This is a genomic window from Streptomyces sulphureus DSM 40104, from assembly GCF_000381025.1.
GTDB lineage: Bacteria > Actinomycetota > Actinomycetes > Streptomycetales > Streptomycetaceae > Streptomyces > Streptomyces sulphureus.
In genome coordinates this window covers 18,884-34,105 of sequence record NZ_KB905829.1, presented here as the reverse complement: position 1 = coordinate 34,105, position 15,222 = coordinate 18,884, and the positions used below count along the sequence as shown (strand labels likewise).

At 69.5% G+C, this 15,222-nt stretch carries 12 protein-coding genes and 1 riboswitch; of the genes, 8 read left to right on the top strand and 4 right to left on the bottom strand.

Annotated features, from left to right (window positions below):
- The first annotated feature begins 155 nt into the window (after positions 1-155).
- Positions 156-1,016, top strand: a complete 861-nt coding sequence (locus tag F603_RS0129690) for a 1,4-dihydroxy-6-naphtoate synthase (RefSeq protein ID WP_019549562.1) — start codon at positions 156-158, stop codon at positions 1,014-1,016.
- Positions 1,017-1,059: 43 nt separating this feature from the next.
- Here F603_RS0129690 and F603_RS36345 read toward each other — a convergent pair whose 3' ends face one another.
- Positions 1,060-1,443, bottom strand: coding sequence for a cold-shock protein (locus tag F603_RS36345; protein ID WP_016906518.1), 384 nt, complete (start codon positions 1,441-1,443; stop codon positions 1,060-1,062).
- A gap of 196 nt (positions 1,444-1,639) precedes the next feature.
- Between F603_RS36345 and F603_RS33200 the strand changes: the two genes are divergently transcribed.
- Positions 1,640-1,891 carry a hypothetical protein gene (locus F603_RS33200; protein ID WP_037957395.1) on the top strand — a complete coding sequence of 84 codons (252 nt, stop codon included), beginning with the start codon at positions 1,640-1,642 and terminating at the stop codon, positions 1,889-1,891.
- A gap of 10 nt (positions 1,892-1,901) precedes the next feature.
- On the opposite strand, the gene F603_RS0129675 is transcribed toward F603_RS33200, so the two are convergent.
- Both F603_RS0129675 and F603_RS0129670 read right to left on the bottom strand, forming a co-directional pair.
- Complete coding sequence (locus F603_RS0129675) at positions 1,902-2,531, bottom strand: HAD family hydrolase (protein WP_026328836.1); 630 nt, start codon at positions 2,529-2,531, stop codon at positions 1,902-1,904.
- A gap of 49 nt (positions 2,532-2,580) precedes the next feature.
- Complete coding sequence (locus F603_RS0129670) at positions 2,581-3,711, bottom strand: hypothetical protein (RefSeq protein WP_019549559.1); 1,131 nt, start codon at positions 3,709-3,711, stop codon at positions 2,581-2,583.
- A 172-nt stretch (positions 3,712-3,883) separates the two neighbouring features.
- On the opposite strand from F603_RS0129670, the gene F603_RS0129665 reads away from it, so the two are divergent.
- A complete protein-coding gene (locus tag F603_RS0129665; protein WP_019549558.1) occupies positions 3,884-6,391 on the top strand; it encodes a helicase-associated domain-containing protein in 2,508 nt (835 codons plus the stop codon).
- Between the two features lie 672 nt (positions 6,392-7,063).
- Positions 7,064-8,710 (top strand): DNA repair helicase XPB, encoded by a 1,647-nt coding sequence (locus tag F603_RS0129660; protein WP_342665941.1) that lies wholly within the window; start codon positions 7,064-7,066, stop codon positions 8,708-8,710.
- Positions 8,711-8,772: 62 nt separating this feature from the next.
- On the opposite strand, the gene F603_RS0129655 is transcribed toward F603_RS0129660, so the two are convergent.
- The gene (locus F603_RS0129655; protein ID WP_019549556.1) at positions 8,773-9,795 is read right to left on the bottom strand and encodes a glucosyl-3-phosphoglycerate synthase; all 1,023 of its coding nucleotides are present in this window, start codon (positions 9,793-9,795) and stop codon (positions 8,773-8,775) included.
- A gap of 273 nt (positions 9,796-10,068) precedes the next feature.
- A riboswitch (SAM riboswitch) is annotated at positions 10,069-10,236 on the top strand.
- A gap of 17 nt (positions 10,237-10,253) precedes the next feature.
- Here F603_RS0129655 and thrC point away from each other — a divergent pair.
- The 4 genes from thrC (at position 10,254) to groL (ending at position 14,507) form a co-directional block, all read left to right on the top strand.
- Positions 10,254-11,555 carry a threonine synthase gene (thrC, locus tag F603_RS0129650; protein WP_019549555.1) on the top strand — a complete coding sequence of 434 codons (1,302 nt, stop codon included), beginning with the start codon at positions 10,254-10,256 and terminating at the stop codon, positions 11,553-11,555.
- 57 nt (positions 11,556-11,612) lie between these two features.
- Positions 11,613-11,891, top strand: a complete 279-nt coding sequence (locus F603_RS0129645; RefSeq protein ID WP_016906494.1) for a MoaD/ThiS family protein — start codon at positions 11,613-11,615, stop codon at positions 11,889-11,891.
- Between the two features lie 419 nt (positions 11,892-12,310).
- Positions 12,311-12,514 carry a cold-shock protein gene (locus F603_RS0129640; RefSeq protein ID WP_016472377.1) on the top strand — a complete coding sequence of 68 codons (204 nt, stop codon included), beginning with the start codon at positions 12,311-12,313 and terminating at the stop codon, positions 12,512-12,514.
- Positions 12,515-12,878: 364 nt separating this feature from the next.
- Entirely contained in the window at positions 12,879-14,507 is a 1,629-nt protein-coding gene (groL, locus tag F603_RS0129635) for a chaperonin GroEL (RefSeq protein ID WP_019549554.1), read from the top strand.
- Positions 14,508-15,222 lie beyond the last annotated feature (715 nt).

The window sequence follows — 15,222 nt, the reverse complement described above, 5'->3', positions numbered from 1 at the left end:
AGCTCAGGCCCCGGAGCTCGAAGCCCGGAGCTCAATCCAAGGCTCGGCATCAACCCCCACTCCCGAAGCCAGAACCCGTACAAGGCCCCCAACCCACCACGCCCCCAACGCAACCCGGTCCCAAAACCAGCCCACACCCATCCAGGAGCCTCCCGATGCCCACCCCTCCCCACCCTCTGACCATCGCCTACTCCCCCTGCCCCAACGACACCTTCGTCTTCGACGCGCTGGCGCACGGACGCGTCGCCGGAGCCCCCACTGTCGACGTCACCTTCGCCGACATCGACCGCACCAACGGCATGGCCGAACGCGGCGAGTTGGACATCCTCAAGATCTCGTACGCGGAGCTCCCCTGGGTGCTCGACGAGTACACGCTGCTCCCCTGCGGCGGCGCACTCGGACGCGGCTGCGGCCCGCTCGTCCTCACCCGCGAGCCGCGCCGCCCCGCCGACCTCGCCGGCGCCAAGGTCGCCGTCCCCAGCGAACGCTCCACCGCCTACCTGCTCTTCAGGCTCTGGGCCGCCTCGGAGGTGCCCGGCGGCGTGGGCGAGGTCGTCGTCCTGCCCTTCGACGAGATCATGCCGGCGGTCCGCGACGGCGCCGTCGACGCCGGCCTCTGCATCCACGAGGCCCGCTTCACGTACGAGCGCTACGGCCTCCACTCCCTCGCCGACATGGGCGAGCACTGGGAGACCACGACGGGCCTCCCGATCCCGCTCGGCGCCATCGTCGCCAAGCGCTCACTGGGCGCACAGGTCCTGGAGCAACTGGCCGAGTCCGTACGGCGCTCCGTCCGGATGGCGTGGGACGACCCGGAGGCGTCCCGCCCGTACGTCGCGGAGCATGCGCAGGAAATGGACCGCGACGTGGCCGACCAGCACATCGCGCTCTACGTCAACGAGTTCACCGCCGATCTGGGGACCGACGGCTACGCAGCGGTCCGCGGCCTGCTCGCCAGGGCGGCGGACGAGGGGCTCGTACCGCATCTGAAGTCGGAGCAGCTCAGCTTCCCCTGAGCGGAGTCCTCGAGCCGGCGTCCGGCGCGCCGGGCGCCGGCCGTCAGACGTCGAGTTGATCCGCGACGGCCCGGAGCATCCCGGCGACCTGTCGGCCGGACTGCTTGTCCGGGTAGCGGCCGCGTTCGAGCGACTGGGAGATGCCCTCGAGGAGCGTCGTCAGGTCCTGGACGATGGAGGCGAGTTCGTCCGGTTTGCGCCGCTGCGCTGCCGCGACGGAGGGAGGCTGGTCAAGCAGTGCGACGGAGAGCGCCTGATCCCCACGCTGACCGGCGACGACGCCGAACTCCACGCGCTGGCCCGGCTTCAGCGAGTCCACCCCGTCGGGGAGTACCGAGGAGTGGACGAAAACGTCCCCTCCCTCGTCGCGGGAGAGGAAGCCGAAGCCCTTCTCGCTGTTGAACCACTTGACCTTGCCGGTAGGCACGTGTCCTCGTCTCGTACTCGGCGGGCGAACCCGTTCGCGGATGCGGGAAATGCGCGAAACCTACGCGATATCGACTCCGAGAGCCGTTGAGCGGATCGCAGGACCCGCATCGACCAAGGTTAATGGCCCAGGGCCCGGCTGCAAGGCGCCGCCGGGGGTTCCCCCACGTACTTGAAGACGGGCCTACCCTGGGCGGGTGAACGCTGAAACTCCTTCCGCCGGTGATCTTCTCGTACGAATCGGCGGCATCGTTTTCCTCGTGGGCGCGGTCGCGACGGTCGTCACCGTCGCACCGCTCTTCCTCGGGACGGAGCGCTTCCCCTCCGTCGCGTACTTCGTCTGCATGCTGATGGGGGTCGGGTTCCTCGTCGCGGCCGCGGGCGTGGTGCGTACGGCGGCGGCGCAGCGGCGGGCGGCGCGCGAGGCGACCGTCCCGCCGGAACGCTGAGCTCCGGTCGTCAGGACGCCACGTAGCCGCGCCACCAGTCGGCGAACGCGGTCAGCTCCGGAAGGACGACATCGGCCCCGGCCGCGCGCAGGTCGTCGGCCGGGATCGGGCCCGTCGCGACGCCGACGGAGAGGGCACCCGCGGTCTTCGCACCTGCGACGTCGCCGAGGTGGTCGCCGACGTAGACGCCCACGTCGTGGGCTCTGAGCGCCTCCGCCTTGCGTTCGGCCCACAGATCGCCGACGAGGACGTCGGGCGTCAACCCGAGGTGGTCGAGGTGGAGTTTGGCGTTCCGCTCGTACTTCGCCGTGACGACGACCACCCGCCCGCCGGCTTCGCGGACGGCGGCCACCGCCTCCCGCGCGCCCGGCATCGCGGAGCTCGGCTCGATCGCGTACTGCGGATAGAGGCTTCGGTAGACCTGCGCGATCCGCGGAATCTCCTCCTCCGGGAACCACTCGGCCAGCTCGACCTCGAGCGGCGGGCCCAGCCGCGTGATCGCGAGCGCGCTGTCGATGTGCTGCCCCGTCCGCTCGGCGAGCGCGTCGTAGGCGGCGCGGATGCCCGGGCGGGTGTCGAGCAGCGTCATGTCGAGATCGAAGCCGACCGCGGGCACGGTGTTCGAAGCTGGATCAACCATGCGGCCATTCTGCCTGGCAGGGCCCGCGCCGGCCGCCGGAGCCCGACCGCTACGCCTGCCTGCGCGCCCTCCACAGCAGGAACACGGCGCTGGCGACGGCCGCCACCCGGAGCACCACGGGCAGCGCCCCCGACACCACCTCGCCGAGCGCGTCCGCCCCCTCGGCGAGCGGCTCCCCCCAACGCCCGTCGAGCCGCCCCCAGAGCCACACCCCTGTGCCGATCGCGACGAGCCCGGGCATCCCCAACGCGGCCCACTTCGCTTCCGTACGGCTGAACTTCGGCGCCCACCACGCGGCGAGCCACCCCACCGCGAGCGCGATGGGCGACCCGAGCGCTGCCCCCGCCAACAGCAGCACAACGGCGGCGAGTTCCACGATCCCGCCGTGCCGCGGCCCGACCGCCACCCGCTTGCGGAGCAGGCCGCGCAGAGCGCCGGCGGGACCGCGCCGTGCCGTCTCCGCGGCGTCGCTCTCCGCCGTGTCCTGCTCGACGCCCGTGTCCGCCGGCGCCTTCTCCAGCGAAGGCCCCTTCTTGGGCTCCTCCTCGGACGCCGGCTGGCGCCAGATCTCGGGCAGCTCGATGCCCCCGACGAACCCCGGAACGATGTCCTCCGAACCGCCGGGGGATGCTCCCTCGTCGCTCGGCCGCGCGTTGTACGGGCCGGTGTCGAACGGCCCGCCGCGTGTGCCGGAGTCCAGTCGCCACCAGTCGGGATCGGACTCCTCGGGGCCGAGTTCGTCGAGTCCGGCGAGATGCGGGGGTGCGGCGCCCGTGGACGTCGGGAATCCGGGAGGCTTCTGCTGCGTGTCGCCGTCGCGGGGGGACGGGACCGACGGCCCGCTTTCGCCCTCCTCTGTCGACCGGCCGCGGAACGGAAGCCGCCGGGTGCGCTGTCCCGGAAGTCTCTTTCCGACGTCGACGGGGGTGTGCCGTGGCTCGGCGACCTCCTCCTCGCCCGCGCGGGAGACGACCTCCTCGGGCTTGCCCAGCCGGGAGAGGATGCGCCGGACGGCGGCCTTGCTCTGTGCGCCGCCTTCCTCCGCCCGCATGCGGTCGATCCTGCTGCGCAGGTCGCCGACGAGGCGGGCGCGCTCGGTCGCCGTCAACGACGTGCCGTGCGCAAGGTCGCCGACCTTGCTCAGATAGTCGAATACGAGCTGCTCGCTCTCGATCCCCACCGCTGCCCCAACGACCTCGCCCGCCCCGCCGAGCGGGACCCCGCCATGCGCGTCCGGACCGACGGTACCGCGACCGCACAGCGTGGCGCTGCGCCCCTTGCCCCTCCGTCCGTCACGGGAGAGAACCGTTCGGCACTCCACTGCTCCCGGGCGCGCAGCTAACGTGGGAGAGATGAGCGAGGCGCAGCAGCAGCACACCGACGGTTCGGCCGACGGCCGGGACCGCCGCGGCACATCCCCGCGGACGCTCGCCGACGAGCTCAGGGCACGCGACGACGCGTCCCTCGCCGCCCTGCTCCGCGCCAGGGCGGACCTCCTCTCCCCCGTCCCGGCCGACCTCACCCAGCTCGCGACGAGGGCGGGTACGCGGGCGTCGATCGTCCGCGCCGTCGAACGCCTCGACGCCTTCACGTTGCAGACGGCCGAGGCACTCGCCGTCGCGCCCGACCCCTGCGACCTCGACACGCTGCGGTCCCTGCTCCCCGACGCCGGACACGCGCTCCCCGGCGCGCTGGACCGGCTCCGTCGACTGGCCCTGCTCTGGGGCCCGGACGACCGGCTCCGGCTGGTGCGCACCGCGCGCGAGCTCCTCGGGCCCGGCCGTCCGGGCCAGGGCGGCTCGCCCACGGGGTTGGGGCCGACGCTCGCCGAAGCCGTCGCCGGGATGTCACCGGGGCGCCTGCAGGAGATCCTTTCGCACACCGGTCTCCCGGGAACGCACGATCCAGTGAGCGCTCTCGATGCGTTGACCGCTCTCTTCGCCGACCGCACCGCCATGGAGGCGCTCCTCGCCCAGGCGCCTGCGGAGTCGCAGGAGATCCTCGGCCGGCTGGAGTGGGGGCCGCCGTACGGCACCGTCGAGCAGCGGGACGGTGCTTCCCGCACGGGGCGGGCCGACGAGGGGCCGGTCTCCGCGCCGATCCGATGGCTCCTCGACCGGGGGCTGCTCGTGCGCAGCGGTCCTTCCACGGTCGTCCTCCCGCGCGAGGTGGCGCTCCACCTCCGCGGCGGGCGCGCACACCGCGAACTGCGCCCCGTCCCGCCGGAGCTGACCGCGCGGCGCACGCACACCGTCGCGTCCGTCGACGGGGCCGCGGCGGGACAGGCGCTGGCGGCCAACGCGGTCGTCGAGGAACTCCTCTCGTCGTGGGAGGCCGAGCCGCCGCCGGTGCTGCGCGCCGGCGGACTCGGCGTACGGGAGCTCAAACGCACGGCGCACGCGCTCGAGCTGCCCGAGCCCGTCGCGGCGTTCTGGGTGGAACTCGCCTACGCCGCAGGGCTCGTGACGGCCGACGGCGAGGAGGACGAGCGCTTCGCGCCCACCCCCGAGTACGACGACTGGCTTCGTGCGCCGGAGCACCTGAAGTGGGTCCGGCTCGTCGGCGCCTGGCTCGACGGGACGCGGCTCCCCGGGCTCGTCGGCGAACGTGACGCGAAGGGCCGGGGATACGCCGCGCTCGGTCCGGGCCTCGACCGCGGTCCCGCCCCCGAGATACGACGTCGCACGCTCGAACTGCTCGCCGAGCCCGAGCCGGGCACCGCACCGGAACCCGACTCCGTCCTCGCGCGCCTCGACTGGGAGAAGCCCCTCCGCGGCGGCGCCTCGGGCGAGCTGCGCCGCGCTCTCGCCGACTGGACGCTGAAGGAGGCCGAGTCCCTCGGCGTCACGGGCAGAGGCGCGCTGGCAGGATACGCACGCCCCCTTCTCGCGCCGCCCGAGGGAGAGGGCGCCCCGGCGGCTGCCGAGGCGCTCGCCCCTCTGCTGCCGGAGCCGCTCGACCACGTCCTCCTCCAGGCCGACCTCACCGCCGTGGCCCCCGGGCCGCTCCAACGTGAACTCGCCGACGTCCTCGGCTCTTTGGCGGACATCGAGTCGAAGGGCGGTGCCACGGTGTACCGCTTCTCCCCCGCCTCCGTACGCCGCGGGCTCGACGCGGGGCGCAGCGCGGCCGACATCCACGCCTTCCTCGCCGCGCATGCGCGGACCCCGGTTCCGCAGCCCCTCACCTACCTCATCGACGACGTGGCACGTCGTCACGGCGCCCTCCGCGTGGGAGCCGCCTCCTCGTACCTGCGGTGCGACGACGACACCCTGCTGGCGGAGATCCTCGCCGACAAGCGCGGCGCCCAGCTACGGCTCCGCCTCCTCGCGCCGACCGTGCTCGCCTCGCCGGCGCCGCCGGACCAACTCCTCACGCGGCTGCGCGAGATGGGGTACGCGCCTGCGGCCGAGTCGGCGACGGGAGACGTCGTCGTCGCCCGGGCGGAACGTCACCGCGCGCCGGAGCGCACGCCACCGCGTCCGGTGCCGGATGGGCCGCCCCTCCCGGACCCGGCGTTGCTCGAAGCGGCCGTCCGCGCCGTACGGGCGGGCGATCACGCGGCGGCCGCGGGAGCCGGAGCGGTGTCGCCCGCTCGCGGCCAGCGGCAGGCCGGCTTCACCGGTGAGCTGCCGCGTACGACGGCCGCCGAGACGCTCGCGACGATGCAGTCGGCTGCCCTCAGCGGGGGCGAAGTATGGATCGGCTACGTCAACGCCGATGGGGCCGCCAGCCAGCGTGTACTCGCGCCAGTACGCGTCGAGGGCGGCTTCGTCACCGGGTACGACCACACTGCGGAGGAGGTGCGGACGTATCCGCTCCATCGGATCACGGGGGTGGCGGAGCTTTCCGGGGGATGAGCGGGGGTCGGCTGCGGGGCTTTCGGCTGTGGGAGGGCTGTGTCGTGGTGCGGTGGCGTGGCTGGTCGGTTGTGGGTCGAAGGTGATCGATTTCTGGTGTGGTCCGGTTGGGGTGCGTAGCGCAGGACGAGCGGTGGGTGGCCGGAATGGGGAGGGTGGTGCGCGTTGTTGTGCATGCGGCATCAAGGGTGCGGCCCGGGTCTAGGGATGGCTTTCGCGTCGGCGAGGGTTGGAGATGCGGCACACTGGACGCTTGGCTGGGGGCTGGGCGCTGGTTCGCTTCGAGCCTCGGGGCCGCTCCGGGGATCGGGGTGAGCTTCGGGGCGGAGTCCCGCGTACCGAGAGCTGGGCGCTGAGCCTCAAGCCGCGGTTTCAGCAGGGCGGGCCGGGGCTCAGCCGGCGGTGCCGGGCTCCGAGCTCCGGGCCGCGAGCTCCGGGCACGAGGGCTTTGAGCCCCGAGCTCCGAGCCCCGAGCTCCGGTTCCGTGAGCCGTGAGTCCGGGGTCTGAGCCCCGAGCTCCGGGGACCGGAGCCGAGGCTCCGGGTTCGGTGCGGGACCCCGAGCCCCGGGTGCCTGAAGCTTCGAGCCCCGGGGTCCTGAGCCCCGAGCCCCGAGTGCACCGCTTCGAAAGGCGAGGCGGCCTCGAACCGTCCGTGATCGGAGGAGAAGCACGTGCCAGGTGGCCCATTGATCGTTCAGAGCGACAAGACGCTCCTGCTCGAGATCGACCACGAGCAGGCCGCGGAGTGCCGCCGGGCGATCTCGCCCTTTGCCGAACTGGAGCGGGCGCCCGAGCACATCCACACCTACCGCGTCACGCCGCTCGGACTGTGGAACGCCCGTGCGGCCGGTCACGACGCCGAGCAGGTCGTGGACGCGCTCGTCGAGTACGCCCGCTACCCCGTCCCGCACGCACTGCTCGTCGACATCGCAGAGACGATGGGCCGCTACGGTCGCCTGACGCTCAACAAGCACCCCGCGCACGGTCTCGTACTGGAAACAACCGATCGTCCCGTGCTGGAGGAGATCCTCCGCTCCAAGAAGATCCAGCCCCTCGTCGGTACGCGCATCGATCCGGACACCGTCGCCGTCCACCCGTCGGAGCGCGGGCAGATCAAGCAGGTCCTCCTCAAGCTCGGCTGGCCGGCCGAGGACATGGCCGGCTACGTCGACGGAGAGGCCCATCCCATCGCCCTGGACGAAACCGAGTGGCAGCTCCGTCCGTACCAACGGCAGGCGGTGGAGGGTTTCTGGCACGGCGGGTCCGGAGTCGTCGTACTGCCGTGCGGAGCCGGGAAGACGCTCGTCGGTGCAGGGGCCATGGCCGAGGCGCAGGCGACGACGCTGATCCTCGTCACCAACACCGTCTCCGCACGCCAGTGGAAGCACGAACTGGTGCGACGGACCTCCCTGACCGAGGAGGAGGTCGGCGAGTACAGCGGGACGCGGAAGGAGATCCGCCCCGTCACGATCGCGACATACCAGGTACTCACGGCCAAGCGGAAGGGCGTCTACCCGCACCTGGAGCTCTTCGACTCCCGGGACTGGGGTCTCATCGTCTACGACGAGGTGCATCTGCTGCCGGCTCCCGTCTTCAAGTTCACGGCGGATCTTCAGGCACGCCGCCGCCTCGGCCTCACCGCCACCCTCGTACGGGAGGACGGCCGGGAGTCCGACGTCTTCTCGCTGATCGGGCCGAAGCGCTTCGACGCCCCGTGGAAGGAGATCGAGACGCAGGGCTACATCGCACCGGCCGACTGCGTCGAGGTACGGGTCAATCTCACGGACTCCGAGCGGCTCGCCTACGCGACAGCGGAATCCGACGAGAAGTACCGGTTCTGCGCCACGACCGCCAGCAAGCAGCACGTCACGGAAGCCCTGGTCAGAAAGCATCAGGGGGAGCAGACGCTGGTGATCGGGCAGTACATCGACCAACTCGACGAGCTCGGCGAGCACCTGGGCGCCCCGGTCATCAAGGGCGACACCACCAACGTCCAGCGCGAGAAGCTCTTCAGTGCCTTCCGCGAGGGCGAGATCGACTGCCTCGTGGTCTCCAAAGTGGCCAACTTCTCCATCGACCTTCCCGAGGCGACCGTGGCCATCCAGGTCTCCGGCACCTTCGGGTCGCGGCAGGAAGAGGCGCAGCGTCTCGGGCGAGTCCTCCGGCCGAAGGCCGACGGGCACGAGGCGCGCTTCTACTCCGTCGTCGCCCGGGACACGGTCGACCAGGAGTTCGCCGCGCACCGCCAGCGGTTCCTCGCCGAGCAGGGCTACGCATACCGCATCACGGACGCACAGGAGCTGCTCGGAGAGGGGTGAGCCTCGGGGCTCGGGGCTCGGGGCTCGGGGCTCGGGGCTACGAAGGTTTCCGAGCCCCGACATCACTCCTCCCGCCGCTCCCCACTCCGGTACTCAGACTGATCGACCACTGCTGCCCGCGAACGCGCATCAACCACGTGCCCCCGTGCCAAGAACCCCCCGCCCGTCGCCCGTTCGAACTGGACGAGCTCCACGCCTCCTTCGTTCCCCGCCCACCCCCTACGCTCGGACCGCCCCAGGCGCTGCTCGACCGTCTCGTATATCGCCGTGGCCATCCGCCCGAGCGCCTGCGCGTCCTGGTGCCGGTGATACCGCACTCCCACGTCCGACTGGGCCAGCGCATCGAGGCCGGCGACTCGCAGCGCGTCGATCAGCAACCCGATCTCGACGCCGTAACCGACGGGGAAGGGCAGCCGCTCCAAAAGGCCACGTCGAGCGGCGTACTCGCCACCGAGCGGCTGCACGAAGCCCGAAAGCAGCGGGAAGTGCAGGTTGAGCAGCGGACGCGCGACGAGCTCCGTGGCCCGACCGCCCCCCATCGCGGCGGGGACGCCGTATTCTCCCGGGACGTCGCCGAGTGGCCGGTCGTACATCGCCTTGACGAGTTGCAGTTCCGGGTCGACGAGCAAAGGCCCCACGATCCCGGAGACGAAGTCGGGTGAAAAGGATCTGAGATCGGCGTCGACAAAGCAGACGATGTCACCGTGTGTAGCCGCCAGCGAGCGCCAGAGCACTTCGCCCTTCCCCGGAAGAACCGGCGTCCCGGGGAACACCTCTTCCCGCCTGACGACCTTGGCTCCGGCCCCGGCGGCCACCTCCGCAGTGCGGTCCGTCGAGCCCGAGTCCATCACCACCAGTTCGTCGACGAGCGGAAGCTCGGGGCGCATCAGCTGTTCCCGGATGACGGTGACGATGTCGCCGACGGTGTCCTCCTCGTCGAGCGCCGGAAGCACGACGCTGACAGTGGTTGCCCCTGTGCCGTCGCCGAGCGTCGGCGAGCGCTTCGCGGCCACGAGGTCCTCGATCGGGTAGTCAGCAGCACGGAGGGAGCGCCGCGACAGCCAGCGGCTCACTTCGTCCAGCACCTGTACTCCTTCAGTCCATGCCGCGCCCACCTTTGAGCGGGTACGGGAACCTTCGGCGACGTGCTACGGCCGTCCTGGACCGGGGATGCAAGCAACCGACCAGCTCGGTACAACTGCCAGGCCGAAGCTCGACGTCTGTGATCGATCTCGCGCATCGGACGGCTATCTCGATCACCGGGGGCTTCAGCTACAGTCTTGAACAGCGCATCCGGCCGATGCAGGCCGGGGTGCGTTGACAAACGCCCGGTCGTCCCAAGGCCGGTGCCATAGAGCAGCTCATCCAGAGGGGCAGAGGGAACGGCCCGTTGAAGCCCCGGCAACCCTCCCGGCGTTGCGTTTTTCGGAAAACGCGCAGATCGCAGAGTTCATTCCTTGCGAGGCCGCCGTGGAGATGGTGCCAATTCCGGCCTGGGGCGAGATACGTCCCGGGGAAGATGAGGAGAAAGGGCCTCGCCTCCATGGCTGTGCAGACGGATTCCGCAACGACCAGCACTACGAGCGGTTCCTCCGGACCGGATCTCGGCCCCGCCGCCGCACTCTCCTGCCGTGAGTGCGGAGAGCGCTTCCCTCTCGGTCCGATCTTCGCGTGCGAGGTCTGTTTCGGTCCGCTTGAGATCGCCTACGACCACCCCGCGGGCGACGCGCAGGCTTTGCGTGAGCAGATCGAGTCGGGGCCGAACAGCATTTGGCGGTACGCGCCCCTGCTGCCCGTCCCTGCGGATGTCTCCGACAAACCGAGCACCAACCCCGGCTTCACCAAGCTGGTCCGTGCCGAGCGCCTCGGCCAGGAGCTCGGCGTCACAGGTGAACTCCACATCAAGGACGACTCGGGCAACCCGACCCACTCGTTCAAGGACCGTGTGGTCGCCATCGCCGTCGAAGCGGCTCGGTCCTTCGGATTCACCACCCTCTCCTGCTCCTCCACGGGCAACCTTGCGGGAGCAGTCGGTGCCGCCGCGGCGAGGGCCGGCCTTCGCTCCTGTGTCTTCATCCCGCACGACCTCGAACAGGGCAAGGTCGTCATGGCGGCCGTCTACGGCGGCGAACTGGTCGGCATCGAAGGGACTTACGACGACGTCAACCGTTTCTGCTCGGAGTTGATCGGAGACCCGGCAGGTGAGGGGTGGGGGTTCGTCAACGTCAATCTGAGGCCGTACTACGCCGAGGGTTCCAAGACGCTCGCCTACGAGATCTGTGAGCAGCTGGGGTGGAGGCTCCCCGACCAGCTTGTCGTTCCCATCGCTTCCGGCTCACAACTGAGCAAAATCGACAAGGGGTTGCAAGAGCTGATCAACCTCGGCCTTGTCGAGGACCGCCCCTACAGGATCTTCGGCGCCCAGGCGGAGGGCTGCTCTCCGGTCAGCCGAGCCTTCAAGGAGGGCCACGACGTTGTGCGTCCCGTAAAACCGGACACGATCGCAAAGTCGCTCGCGATCGGTAACCCCGCCGACGGCCCGTACGTCCTCGACATCGCACGCCGCACCGGCGGCGCCGTCGAAGATGTCGACGACGAACGGATCGTCGAGGCCATCAAGCTGCTCGCGCGGACTGAAGGCATCTTCGCCGAGACCGCCGGCGGCGTCACGGTGGGCGTGACCCGCAAGCTGATCGAGGACGGTCGTCTGGACCCCTCGTTGACGACCGTCGTGCTGAACACCGGTGACGGCCTCAAGACCTTGGACGCGGTCGCGTCCACCACCGGGCCGACCGCCGTCATCAAGCCGAACCTCGAATCGTTCCACGCGGCCGGGCTGGCCTGAGTCCGGCTGCGTGAAGTGACCACATCTGAACCGCCCCTGCGCAACGGAAGGCAACCCATGAGCGTCAAGGTCCGCATCCCGACCATTCTCCGTACCTACACCGGCGGTCAGTCCGAGGTGTCCGCTGAGGGGGCTACCCTTTCGGAGGTCCTCAGCGACCTGGACAAGAACCACACCGGCATCGGCGCCCGCGTGCTCGACGACGAGGGTAAGCTCCGTCGCTTCGTCAACGTCTATGTCAACGACGACGACGTCCGGTTCGAGCAGGGACTGGAGACGCCGACTCCGGACGGCGCAGGCGTCTCGATCATCCCGGCAGTGGCAGGCGGCTGCTGACAACACTGGCCGCGCATCGCCGAATCGCCCGCTCCGGCTCTTCGAACCGGGGCGGGCGATTCGATGTTTGAGGAGGCGGTAGGGTGGTCACGTACCCCGCTTTCGAGCGCTTCGCACCTGAAGGAAGCGCCGTCCTTGCATGCGGATTCACCGGTGCTTTTTGTCGGAGTCGTACCGGCTTGAGCAGTGTAACTTGCTCCGGTAAAGCATGAGTTGAGCCTCAATGCCCCTTTTGTCGGCTCCTCATTTCTCGTCTGATTGACCTGTTGCACAGGGCGTCCGGGCAGATACATTCAGCGTCGGTCGACGCGTTCCGGCGCACACTTCCGGGCCTCGCATGCCGGGGTTCTTGAGGTGAGTTCTGACCCGGGTTCGCGAAGTGCGGGCCCGCGCAAGGGCCAGTAATAGGGGAGTTAGGAATGGCTCAGGGCACCGTCAAGTGGTTCAACGCGGAGAAGGGATACGGCTTCATCGCGGTCGACGGTGGTGCGGACGTGTTCGTCCACTACAGCGCGATCCAGATGGACGGTTACCGCACCCTGGATGAAGGGCAGCGGGTCGAGTTCGAGATCTCTCAGGGTCAGAAGGGGCCGCAGGCGGACATGGTCCGTGTGACCGGCTGAGCACCGAGCACGCCGACCACACTGCGCAGACTTCAAGAGGGGCTGCATCTACGGGTGCGGCCCCTCGCGCGTGTCCGGACACGTCGTGGGTAGCTCCCAGGGCCGGGACGAACGGAAGCTGTTGGGCCGCTTGCACTCACAGGGGTCGAGTGCTAATTATGGGCGTTAGCACTCTCGCGATGAGAGTGACAGCCCGCTCTCCCGAGCGGGAGCAGCACAAGAAGGACCGGGTCGGTGAGGTCCGGGTCCTGGCGGAGCAAGGAGCCGTCAGGTCGCAGGCCGTCCGTCGCGGGCGCCAGCGCGGTCCGGAGAAATCCAACCCTTCCCTTGCCATGCATGGGGAACCCAGGGAGGACCACACCACATGGCCAAGATCATCGCGTTCGACGAGGAGGCGCGGCGCGGCCTTGAGCGCGGTATGAACCAGCTCGCCGACGCCGTCAAGGTCACCCTCGGGCCCAAGGGCCGCAACGTCGTTCTGGAGAAGAAGTGGGGCGCCCCCACCATCACCAACGACGGCGTTTCGATCGCCAAGGAGATCGAGCTGGAGGACTCCTACGAGAAGATCGGCGCTGAGCTGGTCAAGGAGGTCGCCAAGAAGACCGACGACGTCGCGGGTGACGGCACCACCACCGCGACCGTCCTGGCCCAGGCGCTCGTCAAGGAGGGCCTGCGGAACGTCGCGGCCGGAGCCAACCCGATGGCTCTGAAGCGCGGTATCGAGAAGGCCACCGAGTCGGTCTCCACCGCTCTGCTGGAGCAGGCCAAGGACGTGGAGACGAAGGAGCAGATCGCCTCCACCGCCTCCATCTCCGCCGCTGACACCCAGATCGGCGAGCTCATCGCCGAGGCGATGGACAAGGTCGGCAAGGAAGGCGTCATCACCGTCGAGGAGTCGCAGACCTTCGGGCTCGAGCTGGAGCTCACCGAGGGCATGCGCTTCGACAAGGGCTACATCTCCGCGTACTTCGCCACCGACATGGAGCGCATGGAGGCGGAGCTCGAGGACCCGTACATCCTCATCGTCAACTCCAAGATCAGCAACGTGAAGGACCTCCTTCCGCTGCTTGAGAAGGTCATGCAGTCGGGCAAGCCGCTGCTGATCATCTCGGAGGACGTCGAGGGCGAGGCGCTGTCGACGCTCGTCGTCAACAAGATCCGCGGCACCTTCAAGTCCGTCGCGGTGAAGGCCCCCGGCTTCGGCGACCGTCGCAAGGCCATGCTCGGTGACATCGCCATCCTCACGGGTGGTCAGGTCATCTCCGAGGAGGTCGGCCTCAAGCTGGAGAACGCCGGCTTGGAGCTGCTCGGCCGTGCCCGCAAGGTCGTCATCACCAAGGACGAGACCACCATCGTCGACGGTGCGGGCGAGAGCGACCAGGTCGCAGGCCGCGTCGCGCAGATCCGTGCCGAGATCGACAATTCGGACTCGGACTACGACCGCGAGAAGCTTCAGGAGCGTCTGGCCAAGCTGGCCGGCGGCGTCGCCGTCATCAAGGCCGGTGCCGCGACCGAGGTGGAGCTCAAGGAGCGCAAGCACCGCATCGAGGACGCGGTGCGCAACGCCAAGGCGGCTGTCGAGGAGGGCATCGTCGCCGGTGGTGGCGTGGCTCTGCTGCAGGCGACGTCGGCCTTCGAGAAGCTGGACCTCGAGGGCGACGAGGCCACCGGTGCGCAGGCTGTGAAGCTCGCGCTGGAGGCTCCGCTCAAGCAGATCGCGGTCAACGCCGGTCTCGAGGGTGGCGTCATCGTCGAGAAGGTCCGCAACCAGAAGGTGGGCCACGGGCTGAACGCCGCCACGGGTGAGTACGTGGACATGGTCTCCGAGGGCATCATCGACCCGGCGAAGGTCACGCGTTCCGCGCTGCAGAACGCTGCCTCCATCGCGGCGCTCTTCCTCACCACTGAGGCTGTCATCGCCGACAAGCCGGAGAAGGCTGCAGCCGGTGCGGATGCTGCTGCTGCCGGTGGCATGGGCGGCATGGACTTCTGATCCGACGTTCGTCGGGCGGTCCGGAAGGGCCGGTGTTGGGAGTCGACACGAGGGCGGGTACCCGAAACGGGTGCCCGCCCTCGGGCGTTGGTCGTCGGGGCTCGGGGCTCGGGGCTCGGGGCGGAGTTTCTGGCGGGCTTTGGTGACACGCCCAAGGCAAGGGTGTCTGCCCGAGAAAAAGTAGTGGTCGAGTGTGGGCTCGTGGAGGAGTGGCTGGCTCTTCTTTGCTGAAGTCGCCCCAAGCTAGGTTTAGTTGGTGGGGAAGAACCAATCACGAATTGTGAAAAACGCTTTGCCCAGAATGGTTCGTGCCGAGCGGTCGTGTTGCTTGGGGCATCCCTTTGCTTCGAGTGACTCCCGAGCGCTTTGTAGGCGGTGGGAACTGCCGGCATGGTGCGCTCTACCCGCTCCCGCGCGGCTGTTGGGCGGCGGTTTGGGCCGACGTCCAGCGGGACGGCTAGTTGGACCGGAGCTGTGTCTGGCCGCTCGTCGCCCAGGGTGGGTAATGCGCCCGCCGCGTTGAACGCATTGCCCCGGCAAGGGTAGTTCCAACTGCTCCCCGACAGTTGGCGGGACAGCGCTTTCGTGCCTTGTCAGGAAGGGGATAGGCGGCCTTTCCTGGTCTGCGTCTGTCCTTCTTCTGCTCTCCAAGGTCTCGAACCCCACCTTTCGGCAAGGGCGAACGAGTCGGACGTCGAGATCAGTTCGAGATGGA

What these genes read in the sequence shown, in the direction of transcription:
- groL (WP_019549554.1), top strand. Translation starts at nt 12,879, where the DNA reads ATGGCCAAGATCATCGCGTTCGACGAGGAGGCGCGGCGCGGCCTTGAG.
- thrC (WP_019549555.1), top strand. Translation starts at nt 10,254, where the DNA reads ATGGCTGTGCAGACGGATTCCGCAACGACCAGCACTACGAGCGGTTCC.
- F603_RS0129645 (WP_016906494.1), top strand. Translation starts at nt 11,613, where the DNA reads ATGAGCGTCAAGGTCCGCATCCCGACCATTCTCCGTACCTACACCGGC.
- F603_RS0129675 (WP_026328836.1), bottom strand. Translation starts at nt 2,531, where the DNA reads ATGGTTGATCCAGCTTCGAACACCGTGCCCGCGGTCGGCTTCGATCTC.
- F603_RS0129690 (WP_019549562.1), top strand. Translation starts at nt 156, where the DNA reads ATGCCCACCCCTCCCCACCCTCTGACCATCGCCTACTCCCCCTGCCCC.
- F603_RS0129665 (WP_019549558.1), top strand. Translation starts at nt 3,884, where the DNA reads ATGAGCGAGGCGCAGCAGCAGCACACCGACGGTTCGGCCGACGGCCGG.
- F603_RS0129640 (WP_016472377.1), top strand. Translation starts at nt 12,311, where the DNA reads ATGGCTCAGGGCACCGTCAAGTGGTTCAACGCGGAGAAGGGATACGGC.